General features: G+C 39.9%; 16 protein-coding genes. 10 read left to right on the top strand and 6 right to left on the bottom strand.

Annotated features, from left to right (window positions below; translation table 11 throughout):
- Positions 1 to 131: 131 nt before the first annotated feature.
- Positions 132 to 1,091, top strand: a complete 960-nt coding sequence (locus FXV77_RS16535) for a TIGR01212 family radical SAM protein (protein ID WP_148920348.1) — start codon at positions 132 to 134, stop codon at positions 1,089 to 1,091.
- Positions 1,092 to 1,124: 33 nt separating this feature from the next.
- On the opposite strand, the gene FXV77_RS16530 is transcribed toward FXV77_RS16535, so the two are convergent.
- Together FXV77_RS16530 and FXV77_RS16525 are read right to left on the bottom strand one after the other, a co-directional pair.
- Positions 1,125 to 1,592, bottom strand: a complete 468-nt coding sequence (locus FXV77_RS16530) for a pyrophosphohydrolase domain-containing protein (protein ID WP_148920347.1) — start codon at positions 1,590 to 1,592, stop codon at positions 1,125 to 1,127.
- Positions 1,593 to 1,605: 13 nt separating this feature from the next.
- Positions 1,606 to 2,751 carry a pseudouridine synthase gene (locus tag FXV77_RS16525; RefSeq protein ID WP_148920346.1) on the bottom strand — a complete coding sequence of 382 codons (1,146 nt, stop codon included), beginning with the start codon at positions 2,749 to 2,751 and terminating at the stop codon, positions 1,606 to 1,608.
- A gap of 297 nt (positions 2,752 to 3,048) precedes the next feature.
- Between FXV77_RS16525 and FXV77_RS16520 the strand changes: the two genes are divergently transcribed.
- The 7 genes from FXV77_RS16520 (at position 3,049) to FXV77_RS16490 (ending at position 9,784) form a co-directional block, all read left to right on the top strand.
- Entirely contained in the window at positions 3,049 to 3,810 is a 762-nt protein-coding gene (locus FXV77_RS16520) for a lytic transglycosylase domain-containing protein (protein ID WP_246162499.1), read from the top strand.
- A 173-nt stretch (positions 3,811 to 3,983) separates the two neighbouring features.
- Positions 3,984 to 6,128: a cytochrome-c oxidase, cbb3-type subunit I gene (gene ccoN / locus FXV77_RS16515; protein ID WP_148920344.1), complete on the top strand. Its 2,145-nt coding sequence runs from the start codon at positions 3,984 to 3,986 to the stop codon at positions 6,126 to 6,128.
- An 11-nt stretch (positions 6,129 to 6,139) separates the two neighbouring features.
- Positions 6,140 to 6,334, top strand: a complete 195-nt coding sequence (locus tag FXV77_RS16510; RefSeq protein ID WP_148920343.1) for a hypothetical protein — start codon at positions 6,140 to 6,142, stop codon at positions 6,332 to 6,334.
- A 6-nt stretch (positions 6,335 to 6,340) separates the two neighbouring features.
- Positions 6,341 to 7,231 (top strand): cbb3-type cytochrome c oxidase N-terminal domain-containing protein, encoded by an 891-nt coding sequence (locus tag FXV77_RS16505; protein WP_148920342.1) that lies wholly within the window; start codon positions 6,341 to 6,343, stop codon positions 7,229 to 7,231.
- 35 nt (positions 7,232 to 7,266) lie between these two features.
- Positions 7,267 to 8,658 (top strand): cytochrome c oxidase accessory protein CcoG, encoded by a 1,392-nt coding sequence (ccoG, locus tag FXV77_RS16500; RefSeq protein ID WP_148920341.1) that lies wholly within the window; start codon positions 7,267 to 7,269, stop codon positions 8,656 to 8,658.
- A gap of 8 nt (positions 8,659 to 8,666) precedes the next feature.
- A complete protein-coding gene (locus tag FXV77_RS16495; RefSeq protein WP_148920340.1) occupies positions 8,667 to 9,089 on the top strand; it encodes a FixH family protein in 423 nt (140 codons plus the stop codon).
- A gap of 2 nt (positions 9,090 to 9,091) precedes the next feature.
- A complete protein-coding gene (locus tag FXV77_RS16490) occupies positions 9,092 to 9,784 on the top strand; it encodes a sulfite exporter TauE/SafE family protein (RefSeq protein ID WP_148920339.1) in 693 nt (230 codons plus the stop codon).
- A gap of 10 nt (positions 9,785 to 9,794) precedes the next feature.
- Here FXV77_RS16490 and FXV77_RS16485 read toward each other — a convergent pair whose 3' ends face one another.
- From FXV77_RS16485 to FXV77_RS16475, 3 genes are all read right to left on the bottom strand, one after another.
- Positions 9,795 to 11,252 (bottom strand): efflux transporter outer membrane subunit, encoded by a 1,458-nt coding sequence (locus FXV77_RS16485; protein WP_246162498.1) that lies wholly within the window; start codon positions 11,250 to 11,252, stop codon positions 9,795 to 9,797.
- A 13-nt stretch (positions 11,253 to 11,265) separates the two neighbouring features.
- Positions 11,266 to 14,424 carry an efflux RND transporter permease subunit gene (locus FXV77_RS16480; protein ID WP_148920337.1) on the bottom strand — a complete coding sequence of 1,053 codons (3,159 nt, stop codon included), beginning with the start codon at positions 14,422 to 14,424 and terminating at the stop codon, positions 11,266 to 11,268.
- Positions 14,425 to 14,672: 248 nt separating this feature from the next.
- Positions 14,673 to 15,827, bottom strand: coding sequence for an efflux RND transporter periplasmic adaptor subunit (locus FXV77_RS16475; RefSeq protein WP_148920336.1), 1,155 nt, complete (start codon positions 15,825 to 15,827; stop codon positions 14,673 to 14,675).
- Positions 15,828 to 16,007: 180 nt separating this feature from the next.
- Here FXV77_RS16475 and cls point away from each other — a divergent pair, with 180 nt between their 5' ends.
- Both cls and FXV77_RS16465 read left to right on the top strand, forming a co-directional pair.
- Positions 16,008 to 17,486, top strand: coding sequence for a cardiolipin synthase (cls, locus tag FXV77_RS16470; RefSeq protein WP_148920335.1), 1,479 nt, complete (start codon positions 16,008 to 16,010; stop codon positions 17,484 to 17,486).
- Between the two features lie 79 nt (positions 17,487 to 17,565).
- Complete coding sequence (locus FXV77_RS16465) at positions 17,566 to 20,286, top strand: carboxypeptidase-like regulatory domain-containing protein (protein WP_148920334.1); 2,721 nt, start codon at positions 17,566 to 17,568, stop codon at positions 20,284 to 20,286.
- A gap of 49 nt (positions 20,287 to 20,335) precedes the next feature.
- Here FXV77_RS16465 and FXV77_RS16460 read toward each other — a convergent pair whose 3' ends face one another.
- Positions 20,336 to 21,106: a DeoR/GlpR family DNA-binding transcription regulator gene (locus FXV77_RS16460; RefSeq protein ID WP_317132161.1), complete on the bottom strand. Its 771-nt coding sequence runs from the start codon at positions 21,104 to 21,106 to the stop codon at positions 20,336 to 20,338.
- Positions 21,107 to 21,195 lie beyond the last annotated feature (89 nt).

Here is a 21,195-nt window from a genome sequence, read left to right as displayed (position 1 = left end):
AAAAGGTGGGAGAGTAGGTCGGTGCCGAATCCTATACAGGCCCCTGCAGTCATAACTGCAGGGGCTTTTTTGTTTTGCGGACCGCCTTCACTGCACACATTACTCGTTACTAATTAGTATCTTTGTAAAAGATGGCTACTTTACTAGATAGCGGTATAAAACCGTATAATCATTATGGAGCATACTTAAAAGAAAAGTATGACGGACAAAAGGTGTTTAAAGTTATTGTAGATGGTAATTTTACTTGTCCTAACCGGGATGGCAGTAAAGGCTATGGCGGTTGTACATACTGTAACGTAGACTCTTTTACACCCGATACTGCCCGTAAAATACCTTCTATTCGAGAGCAGGTTGAAAATGGTATAGCAAGAGCGCGAAATTCATACGGTGCGGAGAAATTCATTATTTATTTTCAACCGAATACTAATACGTATGCACCTACACATTTGCTAAAGATGATGTATGACGAAGCTTTAAGCATAGACCCAGAAAATACACTAGGTCTATCTGTTGGCACACGTCCGGATTGTTTGGATTTTGAGAAAATTGATTTATTGGAATCTTATACTGATCAGTTTGATGTCGATCTGGAAATGGGCATGGAATCGATTTATAATGATACATTGGAGCAGATCAACAGAGGTTGTTCTCATGATGAATTTCTTTCCACTATGCGTATGCTTCAAAAGACAAAATTGGAGCTATGTGTACATACAATTTTCGGTTTCCCTTGGGAGACAGAAGAAATGATGCTTCGGTATGCCGACGAAATTAATAAGCATCCTCAAATAAAGTTTGTCAAATTGCATCATCTCCATATTGTAGAAGGTTCTATCATGGGCGTAAAATATAAACGAGATCCATTTAAGTTATTTTCTATAGAGGAATATACGGATTTCTTGGCTAAATTTATTCCTTTATTGCGCCCTGATATTATCATCCAACGTATTTTTGGTATTGCTGATAGGGAATTGTTGATTGCGCCTAATTGGGGTTTTCCAAAATCAAAAATACAGACCCATATTGATAAAGGTTTAGAAAGCCGAGGAGTGAAGCAAGGAAGTCAATATATAGAAGATTATAAAAATTGATAGGAGCTAAAATATTTAGCCCTTATCAATTTTCTATTTTTCTAAAATATCTTTTAGATTAGCGGGGGAATAATTAATGGATTTCAGTGTTTTGTTGTCACCCTCTCTGTACACTAAAAACAGCCCGTCAATTTCTTTATAGTAAGAGTTAACACCTTTGGCAAAATAATGGGCTTGAGTTGCCTTTGCTTCTTCTTCTGTTTTACATGCTTTGCTCATGTTAGAGCGCTGTACTTCTTCAAATAGTGCGTTGAATTTATCTTTTAATCCAAATTCTAATACAGCACCTGAAAGTACATACTGAATATCGCATAACGCATCCGCCACTTCTACAATATCGTTGTTTTCAATAGCTTCCTGTAATTCCTTTAATTCTTCCGCTATTAACGCAACGCGTAGATTGCAGCGTACCGCCGAAGGAATGGTTGGTTCTTCCAGAACAGGATGTTGAAAGGTTTTGTGAAATTCAGCTACAGAAGTCAATGTTTTAGGATCTGTCATGTTTTAATTCTTCTTATTTAATGAAATGTTTTAACTGAATGAGTTCTCTCTCTTCTAGGTATCTCCATCTTCCACGTGGCAAATCTTTTTTTGTGAGATTGGCATAAACTACGCGGTCTAATTTAATAACTTCATAACCTAAAGATTCAAAAATGCGTCTTACGACCCTGTTTTTACCGGAATGAATTTGGATACCGATTTCGCTTTTGCTCCCACCTTGTACATAACTGATATCGTCAGGTTTGATAACCCCATCTTCTAATTCAACCCCAAATTGTATTTTATTAAAATCGCCCTGCGTTAAGTTCTTGTTCAATTCAACATGATATATTTTGCTGATGTTGTTGCGAGGGTGAGAAAGTTTTTCTGCAAGTGCACCATCATTTGTAAGCAGTAGCAAACCCGTGGTATTTCTATCTAAGCGTCCTACCGGATAGATTCGCTCTTTTGAGGCTTTTGCTACAAGTTGCATAACAGTTCTACGCTCTTGTGGATCGTCTGTAGTTGTAATAAAATCTTTTGGTTTGTTCAACACTACATATACCATTTTCTCCCGTTTCAATCGCTCTCCATTGTATCTTATTTCATCTTTCGCAGGATCTACTTTAGTTCCTAATTCAGTGACGACTTCACCATTTACGGTTACTACTCCGGATTCGATTAATTCATCCGCTTTACGACGTGAACATACACCGGAATTGGAGATATAACGGTTTAAACGGATTAGACCATCGTCTTTTGGTTCCGCAGTAGCGATTTTTTTTCTAGGGTACGACGGCTTATGTGTCTCTTTATTTTTGTATTTGTCTTTATTCTTATCATCAAATCGATTAAACGATCTTTTTTCCGGTTTATCAAACTTCTTAGAACGACTATATTCTCCTTTTTCCTCTTTCTGAAAAGGACGTTCTGCGTTTCTCTTTACTAGTTTATCGGATTTATTGAAAGAACGACTGGAATCATCTTTTCTATTTTTCTTTTCAAACTTGCTGAAAGGGCTTGATTTCTTGTTATCTTCTTCTTCAAATCTGGATTTTCTAAATTCATTTGTTGAAGATGACCGTTGTGAGCGACCATTTTTTGAGCGGAAGTTTTCGGAGTTGCTTCTGCTTTTTTTGGAGTTGTCGTCGCGACTGTTCCTTTTGTTATTGAATGGCATATTTATAGAATTAAGGTACAAAGGTAGCGTTTTTATTCGATTCTGAGAAAAAAAATAATTTGATAAAAAATGTGTCCTGTTTATAATAGATAGGGTTTTTCATGGTGGAGATCGTATTGATAAGAGAACGTTGGTTTGGAGGATAGGCAAATTCTTTGTATATTTGCAGGCTGAAATTGAACCAAGCTATTTTTGATCGTTTTTTAAGTACTTTGAACTTAATTTCGTGGATAGGTAGCAGTAAGGGATTGAATGATAAAAAAAAGAGTACTGTGTTGCAGTGTAGTTTTGTCAGTAATGATTTTGTCAAAGCTATATTCCACGCCCAACTCAACATCCAAAAAGGATCCAATACGGAAGGCCTTGTTGGAACAAGTTGAGAAACAAAAAAAAGCGATTGCCTTATCGCCAGAAAAACAAAAAGAAGCGTATTACCGCTCTGTAATGTTTGCTAATAAGCAGGTTCCTCTACACAACCCCTCGGTAGAGCGAAAGTTTGAGAGATATTTGGCCAATTTCTCTTTTCGCAAACAACAAACGTATGATTTGCATAAAAAAGCAGCAAAACATTTACCGCAGATCGCAACCATACTGAAATCATATGGGATTCCAGAGGATTTTAAATACGTTCCACTCGTGGAAAGCGATATGAATCCTCGAATAACTTCTCATAAAGGCGCGGGAGGATATTGGCAATTTATGCCTGCTACTGCGCGGCTATATGGTTTGAAAGTTAATGCAAGTGTGGATGAACGTAAGGATTTAATCAAATCCACACATGCTGCAGCACGGTATTTAAAAAGTCTATACAAAGAATTCAATGACTGGACATTGGTAGCCGCAGCCTATAATGTAGGCGGCGGCAGTTTGAAGAATACCATACGGCGTCAAGGAACAAAAGATTATTATAATTTAAACTTGAACAAAGAAACGGGTTCTTATGTTTATAAATTGGTCTCGATGAAACAAGTTATAGAGAATCCTTATAAACATGGATATAAACGTTACGCCCAGGTGAAGGATAAATATCAGCACTCGAATGAGGCAAATTTATTATAAGCTATAGGCATATATAAGAAAAAAAGGCTTTCCGAAGGGGAAGCCTTTTTTTGTAATCACAAGACGTGTGTAGAGGAATGACAAGTGATTAAAGTCATTTTTTTATCAAAGATATATCATTACAGTGTCATAAGAAAAGATTTACCTTTACCGCAGAAATCAACTAGTAGATTATGCAGGTAGAGCAATTTAATTATGACAATAAGATTGTACGGGACTTCGGGATCGCAACAATTATTTGGGGCTTGGTGGGCATGTCCATCGGTCTACTCGTAGCCACGCAATTGATTTGGCCCGAGATGAATTTTTTAAACCAGTACACGACATTCGGCAGGGTTCGCCCTGTACATACGAATGCGGTCATCTTTGCTTTCGTCGGGAACGCAATTTTTATGGGTGTATATTACTCCATGCAACGTGTTTTAAAAGCAAGGATGTTCAGTGATTTGTTGAGTAAAATCCATTTTTGGGGCTGGCAATTAGTTATTGTGGCTTCGGCTGTTACCTTGCTGTTAGGGTACACGTCTTCGCACGAATATGCGGAAATGGAATGGCCGATCGATATCGCTATTACCTTAATCTGGGTAGTGTTCGGCATAAATATGTTCGGCACTATCATAAAACGCCGCGAACGTCACATGTATGTAGCGGTGTGGTTTTATATAGCAACTTTTGTAACGGTCGCTGTATTGCATATTGTGAATTCTATTCAGCTTCCTGTTAGTTTTTGGAAAAGTTACTATGTATATGCTGGTGTACAGGACGCTTTGGTTCAGTGGTGGTATGGACATAATGCCGTTGCTTTTTTCTTGACGACACCTTATTTAGGTATGATGTATTACTTCTTGCCTAAAATGGCTAACCGCCCTGTCTATTCGTACAAATTGAGTATTCTTCACTTTTGGTCTTTGATATTTATTTATATCTGGGCAGGACCTCACCACCTTCTTTATACCTCATTACCATCATGGGTGCAGTCGTTGGGGGTTGTATTTTCTATCATGTTGATAGCACCGAGCTGGGGGGGGATGATCAACGGATTATTAACATTGCGCGGGGCTTGGGATAAAGTGCGTACAGAACCCACGCTTAAGTTTATGGTGGTTGCGTTGACAGCCTACGGTATGGCGACTTTCGAGGGACCCTTATTATCGTTAAAACAAGTAAATGCGATAGCACACTTTACGGACTGGATTGTAGCGCATGTACACGTAGGTGCATTGGGATGGAATGGTTTCTTGACATTTGCTGTTTTGTATTTTATCATTCCGAAAATTTATAAAACACCGTTATATTCAAAAAAACTGGCGAATGTCCACTTCTGGATCGGTACATTGGGGATTTTATTCTATGCTATCCCGATGTATTGGGCTGCTGTAGTACAAGGTTTGATGTGGAAGGAATTTACGCCGGAAGGTGTGTTGAAATATCCAAACTTCTTAGCTACCACCTTGGAGATTCTTCCGATGCATATGATGCGTGCTGTAGGTGGCGCGTTGTATCTAACGGGTGTTATCATCATGACGTACAACTTAATTAAGACGATGAAAGCCGGAAAATTGGTTGCCGACGAAGCCGCTGAAGCACCTGCTTTGGAACCTGTTGTGAAAAGTGAACCTACGAAGCATCGTCGTTTGGAACGCAAACCAGTTTTATTTATGGTATTAGCCTTAGTTGCTATTCTTATTGGTGGTATTGTGGAGATGATTCCGACATTTACGATTAGTAGCAATATACCTAAAATAGCTTCTGTACAACCCTATACTGCACTCGAACTTCAAGGACGTGATCTATACATCCGGGAAGGCTGTGTCAACTGTCACTCGCAGACGGTTCGACCATTCCGTTCGGAGACCGCTCGTTATGGTGAGTATAGCAAAGCTGGAGAGTTTGTTTACGATATGCCGTTCTTATGGGGATCTAAACGTACCGGACCGGATTTGCATCGTCTCGGAGGTAAGTATCCGAATAAATGGCATTTTGACCATTTGTTGGATCCAACTATTACATCTCCCGGAAGTATTATGCCGGCTTATCCGTGGCTAATCGAGCAAACATTGGATAATAGCCTTTTGGATAAGAAGATGAATGCTATGCGGGTATTAGGTGTGCCTTATTCAGAAGACGAGATCCAAAATGCTTTTACAAATTTGCAAAAACAAGCGGATGAAATAACAGCAGATCTAGTGGCAAATCAAGTAGAAGTTCGGTCTGACAGTGAAATTATTGCCATGATCGCTTATTTACAACGCTTAGGGAAGGATATCAAAGCTGAAGCACCGGAAGCAGCTGAGGATATTGTGGTATCAGATAACTAAAAGGAGGACTTATGTTTAAGCAGATAACAAATTTAAATGGCGATGAGATTTATCTAATCGCATCCTTGTGGGTCTTTTTGGTATTTTTTGTACTCGTGGCCTGTATGTTATTTTGGATGAAGAAAGATCACATCGACCATATGAAAGATATTCCTTTTGACGATGGGGAGTCGGAAAAGGAGAGTGACCAATCATTGCAGAAATAGAGATTTATGAATACATTATTATTAGCAGCCGAAACTACTACAAAAGCCTCCGAATGGGTCTTTGGGTCGGGAAATATATACAACGATATTCTTATTGTCGCCCTTATCATCGTTATGATAGCCCTTTTGGCGTCAGCATTGGTGGTAAATAAGGCAATGAAATCTATTATTAACTTGACGATGCCGCAATTGGCAGCTGAGCAACAGAAGAAAAAGACTAAAAAAATAGATTGGCAGGCTATCTGGGCTAAGTTGCTAAGTTTGCGACCAATTGAAGAGGAGAAAGATCTGGAAATCGATCATGAATACGATGGTATCAAGGAATTGGATAATCCCGTTCCTGCGTGGTTTAATGCGTTGTTCTATTCTACGATTACGTTTGGTGTAGTTTACTTGCTGGTTTATCATGTTTTTGGATGGGGACCTAATCAAGACCAAGAGTATCAACGAGAAATGGCATTGGCGGAAAAGGCAAAACAGGAATTTTTGGCCCAATCAGCAAATCAAATTGATGAGAGTACGATAGAAGTAGACGCTACAGGTGCATTGGCCGCGTCTGGGAAGGCAATCTATATGGCGAATTGTGCCGTTTGTCATGGAAACGCAGGTGAAGGAGGAATTGGTCCGAACCTGAGTGATGAATATTGGCTACATGGAGGTGATATTAAGGATGTTTTCACCGTGGTGAAATATGGTGTTCCAGAGAAAGGAATGGTGCCTTGGGAGCAGACATTGACACCAGGGCAGATAGCGGAAGTAAGTAACTATATTATCACATTGACTGGTACAAATCCACCGAATCCTAAAGAGCCTCAAGGAGAAAAGGTGAAGCCGAAAGCCAATGAAGAAAGTGCTGAAGCCTTAGCAGAGCCGGTGGCTGCCGAAAATGAGGCATAATTAGTATAAATCCGATAATTTTTATTGAAGTAATCATGGGAACAGTGGTAGATGGAAATAGTGCCCGTACAAATTCTGGGAAGGAAAATCGTCAATGGATTTACGCAAAAAAGCCCAGTGGTAAGTTGTACAACTATAGGCAATGGGTAGGATATTCGTTACTACTGTTCCTTTTTGCCGCTCCGTTTATTAAAATAAATGGAAATCCCTTTTTGATGTTCAATATCATCGAACGAAAATTCTCTATTTTCGGTTCCGTTTTCTATCCGCAGGATTTACATATTTTCGTTTTCGGCATGCTGATTATGATGGTAGGTATTGTTCTTTTTACGGCGGTCTACGGTAGAGTCTGGTGTGGATGGACTTGTCCGCAGACTATTTTCATGGAATTGATATTCCGACGTATAGAATATCTTATCGAGGGTGATTGGATACAACAGCGGAAATTAAATGAGGGGCCTGATTCAGATGCCAGAGCTTGGAAGAAAGTATTGAAACACACGATTTTCTTAGTCATATCTTTTTTTATATCGAATATCTTCTTAGCCTATATTATTGGTGTTGATGCACTACTTAAGATTATGACCGATCCGGTGGATCAACATGTCATTGGCTTTGCGTCCATTATTGTGTTTACCCTCGCTTTTTACGGTGTATTTGCGTATGTACGTGAAATTGTCTGTACAACGTTGTGTCCCTATGGTAGGCTACAAGGTGTATTACTCGATGAAAAAAGTTTAACGGTAGCGTATGATGTGGATCGCGGGGAACCGAGAGGGAAGCTGAAAAAAAATGATACAGAACATGGTGACTGTATCGACTGTAAACTTTGTATACATGTATGCCCGACAGGTATTGATATCCGTAATGGTACACAGTTGGAATGCGTGAATTGTACCGCTTGTATTGACGCGTGCGATACTGTTATGGATAAAATAGGAAAACCGAAACGCCTTATCGGTTTTTATTCCATGGATGATTTATCTGAAGAAGGGAAAGCAGGCAAGAAAAATAATACGCGTACTATAGCTTATTCTGCTATACTGGTTGTATTGATTGTCGTATTTGGTTTCTTGTTGTTTAGCCGTTCGGAGATAGACGGGCGCCTATTGCGTGCAACCGGAAGTTCTTATCAACTTCGGGAAGACGGAATGGTGAGCAACTTGTATACGCTGGAACTACTGAATAAATCCGGAAAAGATATTAAATTTGATATTGAAAGTGTTGATGAAAGGGTTAGCGTGCAAATGGTGAACAATATTCATGATTTGAAAAAGGAGGGAAGTGCAAAACTGAGCTTTTTCCTTTTGATGGACAAGGGAGAAATAGCGCAATATAAACAAAATGTCAAGGTGAACATCGTTTCTGACGGGAAAGTAATGGAGACTTTAAAGACAACCTTTATAGCTCCTCCAAGTAAAAAATAAGGATAAGCATGAACTGGGGATTAAAGATCGTATTCGGATTGGGGGCTTTTATTATATTTATTGTGAGTGCAGGAATATATATGGTGACCAAGAATACGGATACATTGGAAGATGAAGACTACTATGAAAGAAGTTTATCTTATGATGAGGTTTACCGACGGAAGCAGAATTTATTAGATAATAATGCCCGCCCAACCGTGAGCGTCAAAAATGATACGCTATATATTACTTTCAGCCAGCCACGTAATCGTGGTGAGCTTATCTTTAAACGGCCATCCGATAATACGTTGGATATGGCGTTGCCCTTCGTAACGGAAAGTCCGCATTACAAATTACCTGTAGGGAGTTTTACAAGAGGGAGCTGGCGACTGGAAATTTCTTGGCAACAAGGCGGAACACCCTATACTTCCGATCATAATTTATACTTTTAATAATGGCTTACCACTATTTAGCTTTTTTTATGGGACTTTTTGGTAGTGTGCATTGTGCCGTCATGTGTGGTCCGCTATTGATCGCTATAAACAGCCAAATGGGGTTATCTTGGAAAGTGATTTTTAATAGGATGCTTTATCAAACAGGGCGTATTCTTACCTATGGGATAATGGGATTCTTTTTGGGAATATTAGGGGGGATGGCAACAGTACAAGGATGGCAAAAAGGATTGAGTGTGACCGTAGGAATCGTGCTCGTGACCATCGGCATGTTTTATCTCTTTGGGAAAAATACACAAGCGTTAACTCGCTTTCAAACGAAAGCTGTCCAGCCCTTTACGAAATATATGGGGCGATGGCTCTATAGGCCCGGAGGTTCTTTTGTCGCAGGAACGTTAAATGGTATCCTGCCTTGTGGGATGGTTTATATGGCATTGGCATCGGCTATGAACGCAGATTCTTCGGCAAACAGTTTTCTTTTTATGGTACTTTTTGGCTTGGGAACGTTGCCCTTGCTGTTCATCTTCTCGTTTGCAGGAAGCTTTTCCAAACCCCTTTTTAAACGTGGGTTTAACCGGGTAATGCCATTTCTTTATTTGATCATGGGTATTTGGTTCATATTGAGAGGAGCGAACCTAGACATTCCTTATCTAAGCCCGCTATTACATGTGGATGGAGCAATTAATTGCGCTTAATCATTACACATTACTCCATGGTGTCCTGCCATCCGCCACCGAGCGCCCTATATAAATCTACATAAGCTTCTAGTTGTTTCTGTCTGATGTCAACCAACGCAAGTTCACTAGAGAGCGCATTACTTTGAGCAGTAATTACTTCGAGGTAAGTCGCATAATCACTCATAAACAGAAGCGAAGCATTTCTAACGGCTAATTCGGAATTTTCTACCCTTCTTCTCGTCAGTTCGATTTGCTCTTTCTGTTTCTCCACAGTAATGACGGCATTGGATACTTCATGCACGGCTTCCATGACCGTTTTTTGTAGTTCTAGTTCTGTCTTTTCACGTTCTATCTTCGCGACTTCCCAAGCGTTCTTTAACCGTCCGTTTCTAAAAATTGGCGTAGTTAATCCTCCAACTACCCCTCCGAGCAATGCTCCGGGGATATTAAACCAATTCTTCGGTAACATTGCATTTACTCCAAATACGCCTCCCAACGAAAGTTGGGGGTACCTCATAATCTGATTAATATTCATTTCTGCGTTTGCAGCCACGAGCGCATATTCTGCTCGTTTGATGTCTGGTCGATTTCTGACTATCTCTACTGGGGAGCCTAACGTAATGCTATTTGCTGTATTCATTAAGCTGTCTATTTTAAAACCTCTGGTTACCACGTTTGGCATTTCACCGATTAAGACGTTCAGCGCATTTTCCTGTAAGGCGATTTCTTTCTCCAATTCGGGGATCAGAGAAGCTGCAACTAATCGTTGTGATTCTGTTTGTTGAATGGCCAATGCCGTAATCTCTCCTGCGTCATATTGCAACCGGATCATACGTAATGTGCTGTCATTGAGTTGTAAGTTACGTTTTGCAACTTCGATTTGAGCGTCTAGCATGATAAGGTTAAAGTAACCTTTGGCAACATCGGCAACCAACATGGTTTGAATTGCATTTTTTGCCTCATAAGAATCTAAAAAGTCTGATTTTAATGCATCTTGTTGATGGGCGATTCTGCCCCATATATCTAATTCCCAGCTAAGCTCTAATCCTGTCGAAAATTGTGACTGATAGTTGAAAAGATGGTCAGGAGCTTCTTTATCTCCATACCAACCGGACGAAGGATTAGCGTAAAAATCTTTTGACCTATATTGTCTATTTACCGTCGCGATATTTCCGTCTAGGGAAGGAAGATATTCTAGCTTGTTCTGTCTCAAATTACGGTTGGCAATTTCGATATTCTTCAATGCCGTCCGCATATCATAGTTGTTTACAAGGGCTGTATCAATAAGTGCTATGAGCTGCGGATCATTAAAAAAATTACGCCAGGAAACCTGTGCGAAGGTAATTGTGTCTTGCTGATAGACCAGCGTGTCTCCTCGAAAATTTTCGGGTAGATTTAGTTCCGGTTGGACATACCGCTTACCGACTTTGCATGCTGATAAGCTGACCAATATTGCCGTAATATATACCAGTTGTTTCAGTGTCATAATTTTCATGCTTTTATTCGTCAGAAGATTTAAGTTTCTCCCTTACTTTTTCATCTAATGTTTTAAACACCATAAACAAGACAGGGATGATAAATATACCAAATATCACACCGGAGAGCATACCGCCCGCAGCACTAAAGCTGATCGAGTGATTTCCGATAGCTGATGGGCCCACAGTCCACATTAAAGGTACTAGTCCAGCTACGAAAGCAAGGGAGGTCATCAGGATAGGGCGGAGACGTAATTTTGCGCCCATGATGGCGGCATCGTAAATACTAAGACCTTTATTTCTTTGTTGTATTGCAAACTCAACAATCAGGATTGCATTTTTTGCCAGTAATCCGATCAACATAATCAGTCCTACTTGTACATAAATATTATTCTGTAAGCCTACTATCCAGATCGTGGAGAATACACCAATTAATCCCACCGGGACAGACAATAATACCGCCCATGGAAGAATATAGCTTTCGTATTGTGCTGCTAAAAGAAAGTAAATAAAGATGAATGAGAGTCCAAAGATAAGAATGGTTTGTGAGCCAGCCTGACTTTCTTCATAAGCCATCCCAGTCCACTCGTAACCATAGTTAGCGGGTAGTTCTGTGCCGGCAAGCTCTTCGATCGCGGCCATTGCATCTCCTGTACTGTATCCGGTGGCGGGGGTCGCGTTCACCGTAATGGCATTATATAAGTTGTAACGGGAAACAGATTCCGGACCAATAACCTTATTTAGCGTCATCAACGTACCTACAGGTACCATTTTACCGTCTTTGTTTCTAACAAAAATAGAATTCAATGATTCCGGATCAGTTCGGAAGTCAAAATCGGCCTGTAAATATACCCGGTAAGTTCGGCCAAAGCGGTTAAAGTCCCCGCCATTTACACGGGCGAAGTAAAGCCGGATGGTGCTCATCATCTCTCGAATATCGACACCAAGACTTTTCGCCTTGACCACATCTATATCGGCTTCAAATTGAGGGAAATTAGATTTAAACGTTGTGTAAGCATTGCCCACTTCGGGAAGCTCATTGATTTGACGGATAAATGTATCGGCAACAAGATCAAAGTCACGAATATCACCTCCCAAACGGTCCTGTAATACCAATTCTAAGCCTGCAAATTCACCGAAACCTTGTACGGTAGGACGTGGAAACACGGTAAACGTAGCTTCGTCAATTTGTGATAGGTCATTTCTGATGGTATCCATAAACGCATCTATGGATGTAATATCCGTACGCTCTTTATGAGATTTTAGGTTGATATAACCTGCAGCAAATGCAGGGCTAGCTCCTCCATCCAACGCGTTAAAGCCAGATACGGTTGTCATACCCGCTATATCTTCTCGCTTTTTTAAGATACTGTCCGCTTTGCGTAATACAGCAGTAGTTCTGGACAAAGAAGCGCCTGGGGGCATAGCCAATGAATACGTTAGGAAGCTATCATCTTCTGTAGGAATAAAGCTTCGAGGGGTATTCATCAAGAACACCACACCAATAAGGGTGATAATCGTTAGACCCAAAAATGCAATCTTTTTATGATTCAATAAATACTTTACACCGACAAGATATTTGGTGGTGAATTTATCAAAAGCTGTATTGAAGGTTTTGAAGAACCTTGTTTTATACCTTTGAAAAGTATTCAGCTTTTTTTCTTCCTCTATCTGCTGGGGATGTATTGGCTTGAGCAATAAGGCACATAGAGCAGGAGAGAGTGTTAGCGCGTTCACAGCCGATATTAATATCGCCGTTGCTAGGGTATAAGCAAACTGTTGATAAAAAATACCTGCAGGACCTTGCATAAAACCTACTGGAAGGAACACTGCGGCCATGACCATCGTAATCGAGAGAATCGCACTTGTAATTTCCGACATGGTTTGAATAGTAGCTTCTTTTGCTTTCAATCCCGTCTCATGCATTTTTTGGTGAATTGCCTCAACAACAACAATGGCATCGTCTACCACAATTCCGATAGCGAGGACGAGCGCAAACATCGTAAGTACATTTAATGAAAAACCAAAAAGGTTTAGAAAGAAAAATGTACCAACGAGAGATACAGGGATAGCAATCGCGGGTATCAATGTGGAGCGGAAATCTTGTAAGAAGATAAACACGATTATAAATACCAAAATAAAGGCTTCAAAGAGTGTATGCTTTACTTGGTTGATAGATTCGTCGATTTGATCCCGAACACTATATGATATCTCGTAATGCACCCCTTTTGGAAAAGCTACCGATATCTCCTCTAGAACTTTTCGTACTTCTTGGTCGATCGCGTGTGCGTTCGAACCACTGGTTTGTGTAATATTAAGGGTTAAACCAGGATAACCGTTCACCTTGTTGTCGCTATTTAAGTTTGTTGCGCCAAATTCAATGCGGGCGATATCTTTTAAATATAGGACAGAACCATCGATATTGGTCTTGATCACCATATTCTCAAATTCTTCCGGTTGCGAAAAACGTCCTTTATGTCGAATAACGGTCTCAAATACTTCGTCGGTAGCCTCTCCAAACTTACCGGGGGCCATTTCGAAATTCTGATCACTTAAAGCTTTCGTAATATCTTGTGGCACTAAATTATATAGCGCTAATTTTTCAGGATTTAGCCAAACACGCATGGAGTAATCCCGTGCACCGATTCTTGCTACTTGCGCTACGCCATCAACCCTTAAAAGAGGGCGAATCATATTAATCTGTGCATATGCCTGCAAGAAGGTTTCATCATAAATGGAGTCTTTATGATCAGAGTATAGATTGATCGTCATGATAGCCCCGCTCTGTCGAGGCTGCACCGTTATACCATTTTCGTTAACTTCTGCTGGAATAGTGGATATTGCTCTGGAAATACGGGTTTGTACGTTAACAGAAGCAATATCCGGATTCGTTCCTGTTTTAAAGAATACTTGTATACTACCTGATCCGGAGTTTGTTGCCGTAGACCGTATGTAGGTCATATCTTCTACACCGTTGATTGCCTCTTCTACGGGAAGCAATACACTTTCGGCTACAGTTTCCGAGTTTGCTCCAGGATAACTTAAGGATACTACGACACTAGGAGGAGCGATTTCGGGAAACCTACTGATGGGAAGTATCATCATTCCGACCAGACCCAAAATGACTAAAATCAAGGACACTACGGTGGCTAACACCGGTCTATTTATAAATGTTTTTAACATTGAACGATACTTTTAAAATCAATCTAGTGAGGTTGCTAACGTGTGTTTGTGTATTATGTCGCGTAGCATTCCCCTAATACCACTTGACTAAAGGTTGATAGCGATATTATGTTGTTACGGTAGCAAGAAAAAATTATGCCACATCTGTACGTGTTTATGCCTTTCGGTGTATTTTCCTCATAAGTAAACAAGCCCTTTTTACCAGCGGCTGTCTTATAACTCTTTATAGGCAAAGAATGTATGTATAATTATTGTGAGATAGGTGTTACGACAGAACCGTCCGTAATTTTATCAATCCCGGAAAGTAGCACCCTGTCTCCAATGTTTAAACCGGAGACAATATAGTTATCTTTACTAGTGCCCTCAATTTTAATAGAACGACGTTCTACTTGATTGTTGTCATCCAAGGTATATACAAATGTTCTATCTTGCAATGAACTGGTCGCAACTTGCGGAATTTGAATAACACCTTTTTTTGTTTCCGAAATTTTTAGGGTACCTGTACTACCGTTTCTTAAGATATTATCTTCATTCGGAAAAGATGCTCTTAACGATATAGCGCCTGTTGTTCTATCGACCTGTCCGTCGATGGCATCTACAATACCTTTTTTACTATATTCTTCGCCGTCAGCAAGAATTAATGTTGCCTCTGGGAAAACAAGTCTATTTTTTGAGTTTTTGATACCAAGTAAGCTATCTTCCCGTGCTTTTATTTTTGAGAAATATAAAAAATCTGATTCATTCATGGAGAAATAAACATATACTTCCTGCACATCCGATAATACGGTCATCGGCTCGCTGTCACCTTTGGAAACAAGGTTTCCTATTCTTTTCGGAATCCGACCAATATAACCGCTAACAGGTGCTGTTAGAATCGTAAATTCTTTGCTAATTTCAGCGTTTCTTACTTCTGCAGCAGCTTGATCAAGTGAGGCTTTTGCAACGTCATAGTCTGACATGACTTTCCGGAGCCTAACTTCCGATATGACATCATTCTCCACTAAAGGCCGTAACCGCTCTACTTCCAATTTCGCATTTTCCAATCTTGCTTTCGCCACATTTTGATTGGCAAGCGCGTTATTAAGGCCTTCCTGATAAACCGAAGCATCTATTTTAAATAAATTTTGGCCCTTTTCGACGTATTGGCCTTCGTCCACGTATATTTGTTGCAATATACCCTCAACTTGTGGGCGAATTTCAACATTTACCTTGCCTTCAATGGTGCCTAAATAATCTTTTACCGTAACGGCACTACTCGTATCGACCATATGTACCGGTAAAGCTAGCGGCTTATTTGCAATGTCTTCTGATTTGCTTGTATTACAGTTTGTGAAAGTAGCTACAGTACCTACAGCCATCAAAGTGTATACAATTTGTTTTAACTTCGAATTTCTTGTGTTCATTTTTTGCCTTATATCTTGTCACACCTGGTCCATCTCTATTTGTAACGGTTTAGTTACAGGTGGTGTGCAATTATAACGTTTTTTATGTGAAATAGTTGCTCGTTTAACAATTCTTAACGTAAACTAATTGTTCGTTTAATTCAGGTAAAAGCACTATTTTTATTGGACGTTGGTTAATATATGGAATTTACACAAGAACTCCTACATTTTTTGAAACAATGGTATTGGATACCTGTTGTTTTTTTGTATTTGGGGGTACTCAGTACTATTTTAATTGAGAATAGGAATCCTACAAAAACTTTATCTTGGATTTTGGTCATTGTTTTCCTGCCTATTATTGGGTTGCTAATTTATTATTTTTTCGGACAGAAATTTAATAAGGTTAGACGTCTTAAGCGTGTGAACGATATTCAGATGACGCGTTTGAAGAAAGAATGGGAGCGTTTGGAACCTTACATGGAACAGAATATTGTCCACATCAGTGACCGGATAGGAACACTTTCTAGGGTGTTTACTTTTTTAAAAAACGAACGGGTGTCATCACCGACAACCGGAAACAGCGTAAAACTGCTCATCAATGGCGAAGAAAAGTTTCCTGAATTTCTGAAATCCCTACGTGAGGCACTTCATTCCATTCATTTAGAATATTACATCTTCGAAGTAGATACGATTGGTAAGGAGGTCTTACAGATTTTGGAAGAAAAGGCGAAGGAGGGGGTTTTTGTTCGTTTATTGGTGGATAGTTTTGGTTCACCGGCGTTGGTAAGACATTTGTCGCGAAGAAAGGATTTAAATTTCGAATATCGTCGTTTTCTTCCCGTGACTTTTACATCTATGGGAAGCAGTAATTATCGAAACCACCGTAAGATAGCCGTCATTGATGGGAAGATAGGATATATTGGGGGAATTAATATTTCGGATAGATATATTAATGATCCAGCAAATAATAATCCTGTTTTTTGGCGTGATACTTCTTTAAAGATAGAAGGGCCAGCTGTTGCGATGCTTCAGATTGGTTTTTGGAATTCTTGGAACTTAGCAGATGGAACACCTTTTCAATTGAGCGAGGGATACCTTCTCCATCAAATGCCTAACCTAGAAAAGAAAGGGAGTGCAGCGGTTTCCTTTGTTGAAAGTGATCCAGGGTCACTAGGGCCCTTTAATATGGAAGCTATTCTTGTCGGATTGGGGGAGGCTGACAGAAAAATCCAACTGGTAACACCTTATTATGTGCCCAGCGATGAATTATCAACGGCATTAAAGGTAGCAGCAGCTTCGGGTTTGGAAGTGGAATTGATGTTGCCGGAGAAATCAGACTCTTTCATCGTGCAGCATGCCAGCCTTTCGTTTATTAAGCCGCTGTTGGAACGGGGAGTAAAAGTCTATTTTTATAAGAAAGGTTTTATCCACGCCAAAACGATCAATATTGACGGAAAGCTTTCTTACATTGGGACCGTTAATTTAGATACACGTAGTTTCTATATTAATTACGAAATAGCAGCGGTCGTCTCCGACAATACGGTTTGTAAACAATTGGAAGAGCAATTTGAACGTGATAAAAAAGATTGTGAACGCATGACCTTAGCAGAATGGAAGAAGCGGAATGTATGGAAACGTGGCCTTGATTCTGTATGTCGCTTACTTGCTCCTTTGTTATAAGGTGTTAAACCCATTGAGAAAACGTACGTTTTCAGAAAAAAAATAGATATATTTAACTCCGCGAAAAAACTGTATATTAATGAAGAAGCTTTTTATTTTCTTATTTGTTATTTTCCTCATCCTTGGATCAAGAAATGGGTTTGCCCAACAATTACCCGCTATACCTATCAATACGGTGGTAGAGCGTGTGCAAAAATATTTTGGAGTTTACCCGGTCGAGAAAGTGCATTTGCATTTTGACAAACCTTATTATGCTGTAGGAGATACCTTGTGGTTCAAGACCTATCTACAACATAATTTATTTGATTATAGCCCTAGTAAGATTGTCTACGTGGAGATGTTGACGAGCAAGGATTCGTTGATACAAACTTTGCGTGTGCCGCTTACAGACAATAGTGGGAAAGGACAGCTGGTGTTAGATCCGCAGTTTATTGCACAAGATAATTATCGTTTTCGGGCGTACACAAAATGGATGGCAAATTTTGATCAGGCTTATTTTTATAATAAGATTGTGCCCGTTGGAGATGCCATTAATAAAAAATTAGGAGCTGAAATTACGTATACGCCTGATGGCAATAATAAAACAAAAGCCACTATACAGTTTAGGAACAGAGAAGGAAACTTGCTAGGAAGACGAAAGCTAACATGGGAAGCCATTGATGGTTGGGATCCATTTAGTAAAGGAAAGGGTGAGACGGATGATATGGGGCGCGTAACCATCAATCTGACCATAAAAGAGAAGGAATACTTGAAAAAGGGACGGCTTAACGTGAAGATTGACGGGAATAAAATAGAGCCGGATTTGATCGGTAGCTACTCCTTACAACACGCTTTATGGGATGCAGACGTACAGTTTTTTCCCGAAGGCGGCGATCTCCTGGCGGGGGTATCTAAAAAATTAGCATTCAAAGCGGTTAGCTCCACTGGCAAGGGTTTAAAAATAGAAGGCAAGATTATAGACAGTAAAAAGAAAGAAGTCGTATCTTTTAACGACGTTGCATTTGGTATGGGAGCAATTGACTTCATGCCTGTTGCGGGTGAAAGCTATAAGGCCATGGTATCTTTTGAAAACGGCGAGCAACGTACGTATGATCTTCCTGAAGTCAAAGCAGAGGGAATCAACGTCGTGTTACATAGTGAAGATGATGCTTCGCTGCAGATGGGATTGATTGCAAATGACGTCTTTTATGAAAAGATGGCAAACCAACCATTCTATGTTTTAGGACAGTCGAATGGACATTTGGTATACGCTGCGCAAGCTACTTTAAAGAACTCGTCGGTATTGATCAGCCTTCCGAAAGATAAACTCCCGAATGGTATCGTGCAATTGTCGATCATGCAGCCCGATGGAAAATTGCTGAGCGAACGATTGGTGTTTAATCAATCTCAACCGTTGTTGAATATTGATGTGAAAACAGATAAAACAACTTACACGAAGAAAGAGGGAGTAAAATTGTCCCTTCATGGGCTAATCACAGACTCACTGAAAAGCAATTATTCGGTATCCGTGATTGACGATGCTAAAGTGCCTTATAATGATGACCAAGAGTTGGGGATTTTGAGCAACTACCTATTAACATCCGACCTTAAGGGATATGTGGAACAGCCGAATTATTATTTTAATGAAAAAAATGAAAATAGAGAGGAAGCCCTAAATGCATTGTTGATGACACAAGGGTTCAGAAGGTTTTCGTACGATGATTTGGTTACCGAAAAGCTTCCCCAAGTACAATTTATGCCGGAACAGGGGATTACGCTTTCAGGGATATTGCGGTTGAATACGGGACGTCCTCAGCCCAACGGTGGGCTTTTGTTGTCGATTCCATCGAGAAACATACGGAAGGATGCCTACACGGATAACCAGGGAAGATTTATATTTGAAAACTTAGTATTCCCTGATTCGTCTAAAGTAACCATAAACGCTCGAGGCAATGATAACTTTAGAAACTTGGTTATTAACATGGATCAAACCTATTTTCCGGGAATCGACCAGGGAAATCCTTATGCAAGTGACAATGTGCAAAATATTGATCAAGAAATGAAAGCCTACTTGAACAATAGTAAGAATGAATATAGAACCTCTATTTTGATAGATGAAGTCCAGGTTACGGGCGTTCAGCGGAAAATGGTCACCAGTAAAGAGTTCTCATCTCTATCTGGGCTGTCTATGCCAGAACATCGTATTGAGGGGGAGCGTCTTTCGGGCTGTAACGTACTGACCATGTGCTTAACAACAATGCTGACTGGTATTACCTATGATAACCAGACGTTGAAATACCATGTCACACGGAACTACAATCAAGGGAGCAGGGTACCGGTTCAGTTCTTCTTAGATGGTATGCCCATTGACGAACCAGCTCTAAATTCTATTATCCCGTCGGACATTGAAGCTATCGAGATTTTTTTGCGGGATGAATTGGGAACAGTAAGCCGTATGTACCAAAATGACGGAGTGGTCTCTATTATGACGAAGAAGAAAGACCAAAGTAAGCAGCCAAGGATGTCATTGGCTGAAATTGAAAGTATGCTGCCGAAGACAAACGTCATTGACATGGTGCCACTTGGTTATGTAAAAGAAAGACAGTTTTATTCACCAAAATATGATACCCCGGATAGCAAAAATACAAACGATTACCGAACAACCATCTACTGGAATCCGGATGTGGTTTTGGATGATGAAGGTAACGCTACCTTAAACTTTTACAATGGTGATGGTAACGGTCGGTATAAGGTGGTTGTAGAAGGACAAGATGAAACAGGAAACGCTGGACGAGCTGTTTATTATTACAATGTGAAATAAGCTTTGTTGTAAATGAAATAGAAGAGGCAATGGGGTATCCCATTGCCTCTTATGCAATAATAACTTGTATTCCGGCTTCTTCCAAAGCACTGACATATTCCTTCGGAACTTTATTGTCTGTAATGACGTAGTCCACATCTTCAATATTGCAGATTTTGCCTATCCCTCGTTTCCCGAATTTCGTGCTATCAGCTACAATAACTACAATCTGGGAAGTATTGATCATTTTTTGGTTAATATTCGCTTCGGTAAGGTTACTTATCGAAAAACCGAAATTCAGATCAATGCCATCTACTCCGATAAAGATTAGCGCACTTGATAACGATTCCAATATATATTCTGCATAAGAGCCAGCAACGGACGAAGAATTTTTACGAATAACACCGCCAAGTTGTAGTACTTCCATATTAGGACGGTCACACAATTCTAAACTCACTTTTATAGCTGGTGTTATGACCGTTAAGGGGGTCGTCGGATGGAGATGCTGTGTTATACTATAAGCCGTTGTTCCTGAGCCGATGATAATGGAGTCGTTTGAACCAATAAGTTTGACAGCAGCGCGTGCTATATTGTTTTTCTGTTCCGCATTAATGGTTGCCTTTTCTTGAATCGGCCTATCGCTGGAGTAAGGATTATGGATGGATGCGCCCCCTCTGGTTATATAAAGTAAACCCTTTTCTTCCAGTACTTTTAAATCTTTACGAATGGTTACGCCTGATACATCGGTGAGTGCTGTCAATTCATTAATGGTTGCACGACCGTGCGTATTGATATGATTTATAATAAAACCATGCCTATCTGTAATATTTTTCATGTCCATCGCTGGCCTGTTTAAAAAGTTGATCCTATGATATATAATTCCATATATAAAATCAAAAATAAGACTTTGTATGTGAAATTAAACATAAT

Origin of the sequence: Sphingobacterium phlebotomi, assembly GCF_008180195.1 — a bacterium.
Taxonomy (GTDB): Bacteria; Bacteroidota; Bacteroidia; order Sphingobacteriales; family Sphingobacteriaceae; genus Sphingobacterium; species Sphingobacterium phlebotomi.
The sequence above is the reverse complement of the archived record's forward strand: the minus strand, read 5'-3'. Positions and strand labels throughout refer to the sequence as shown.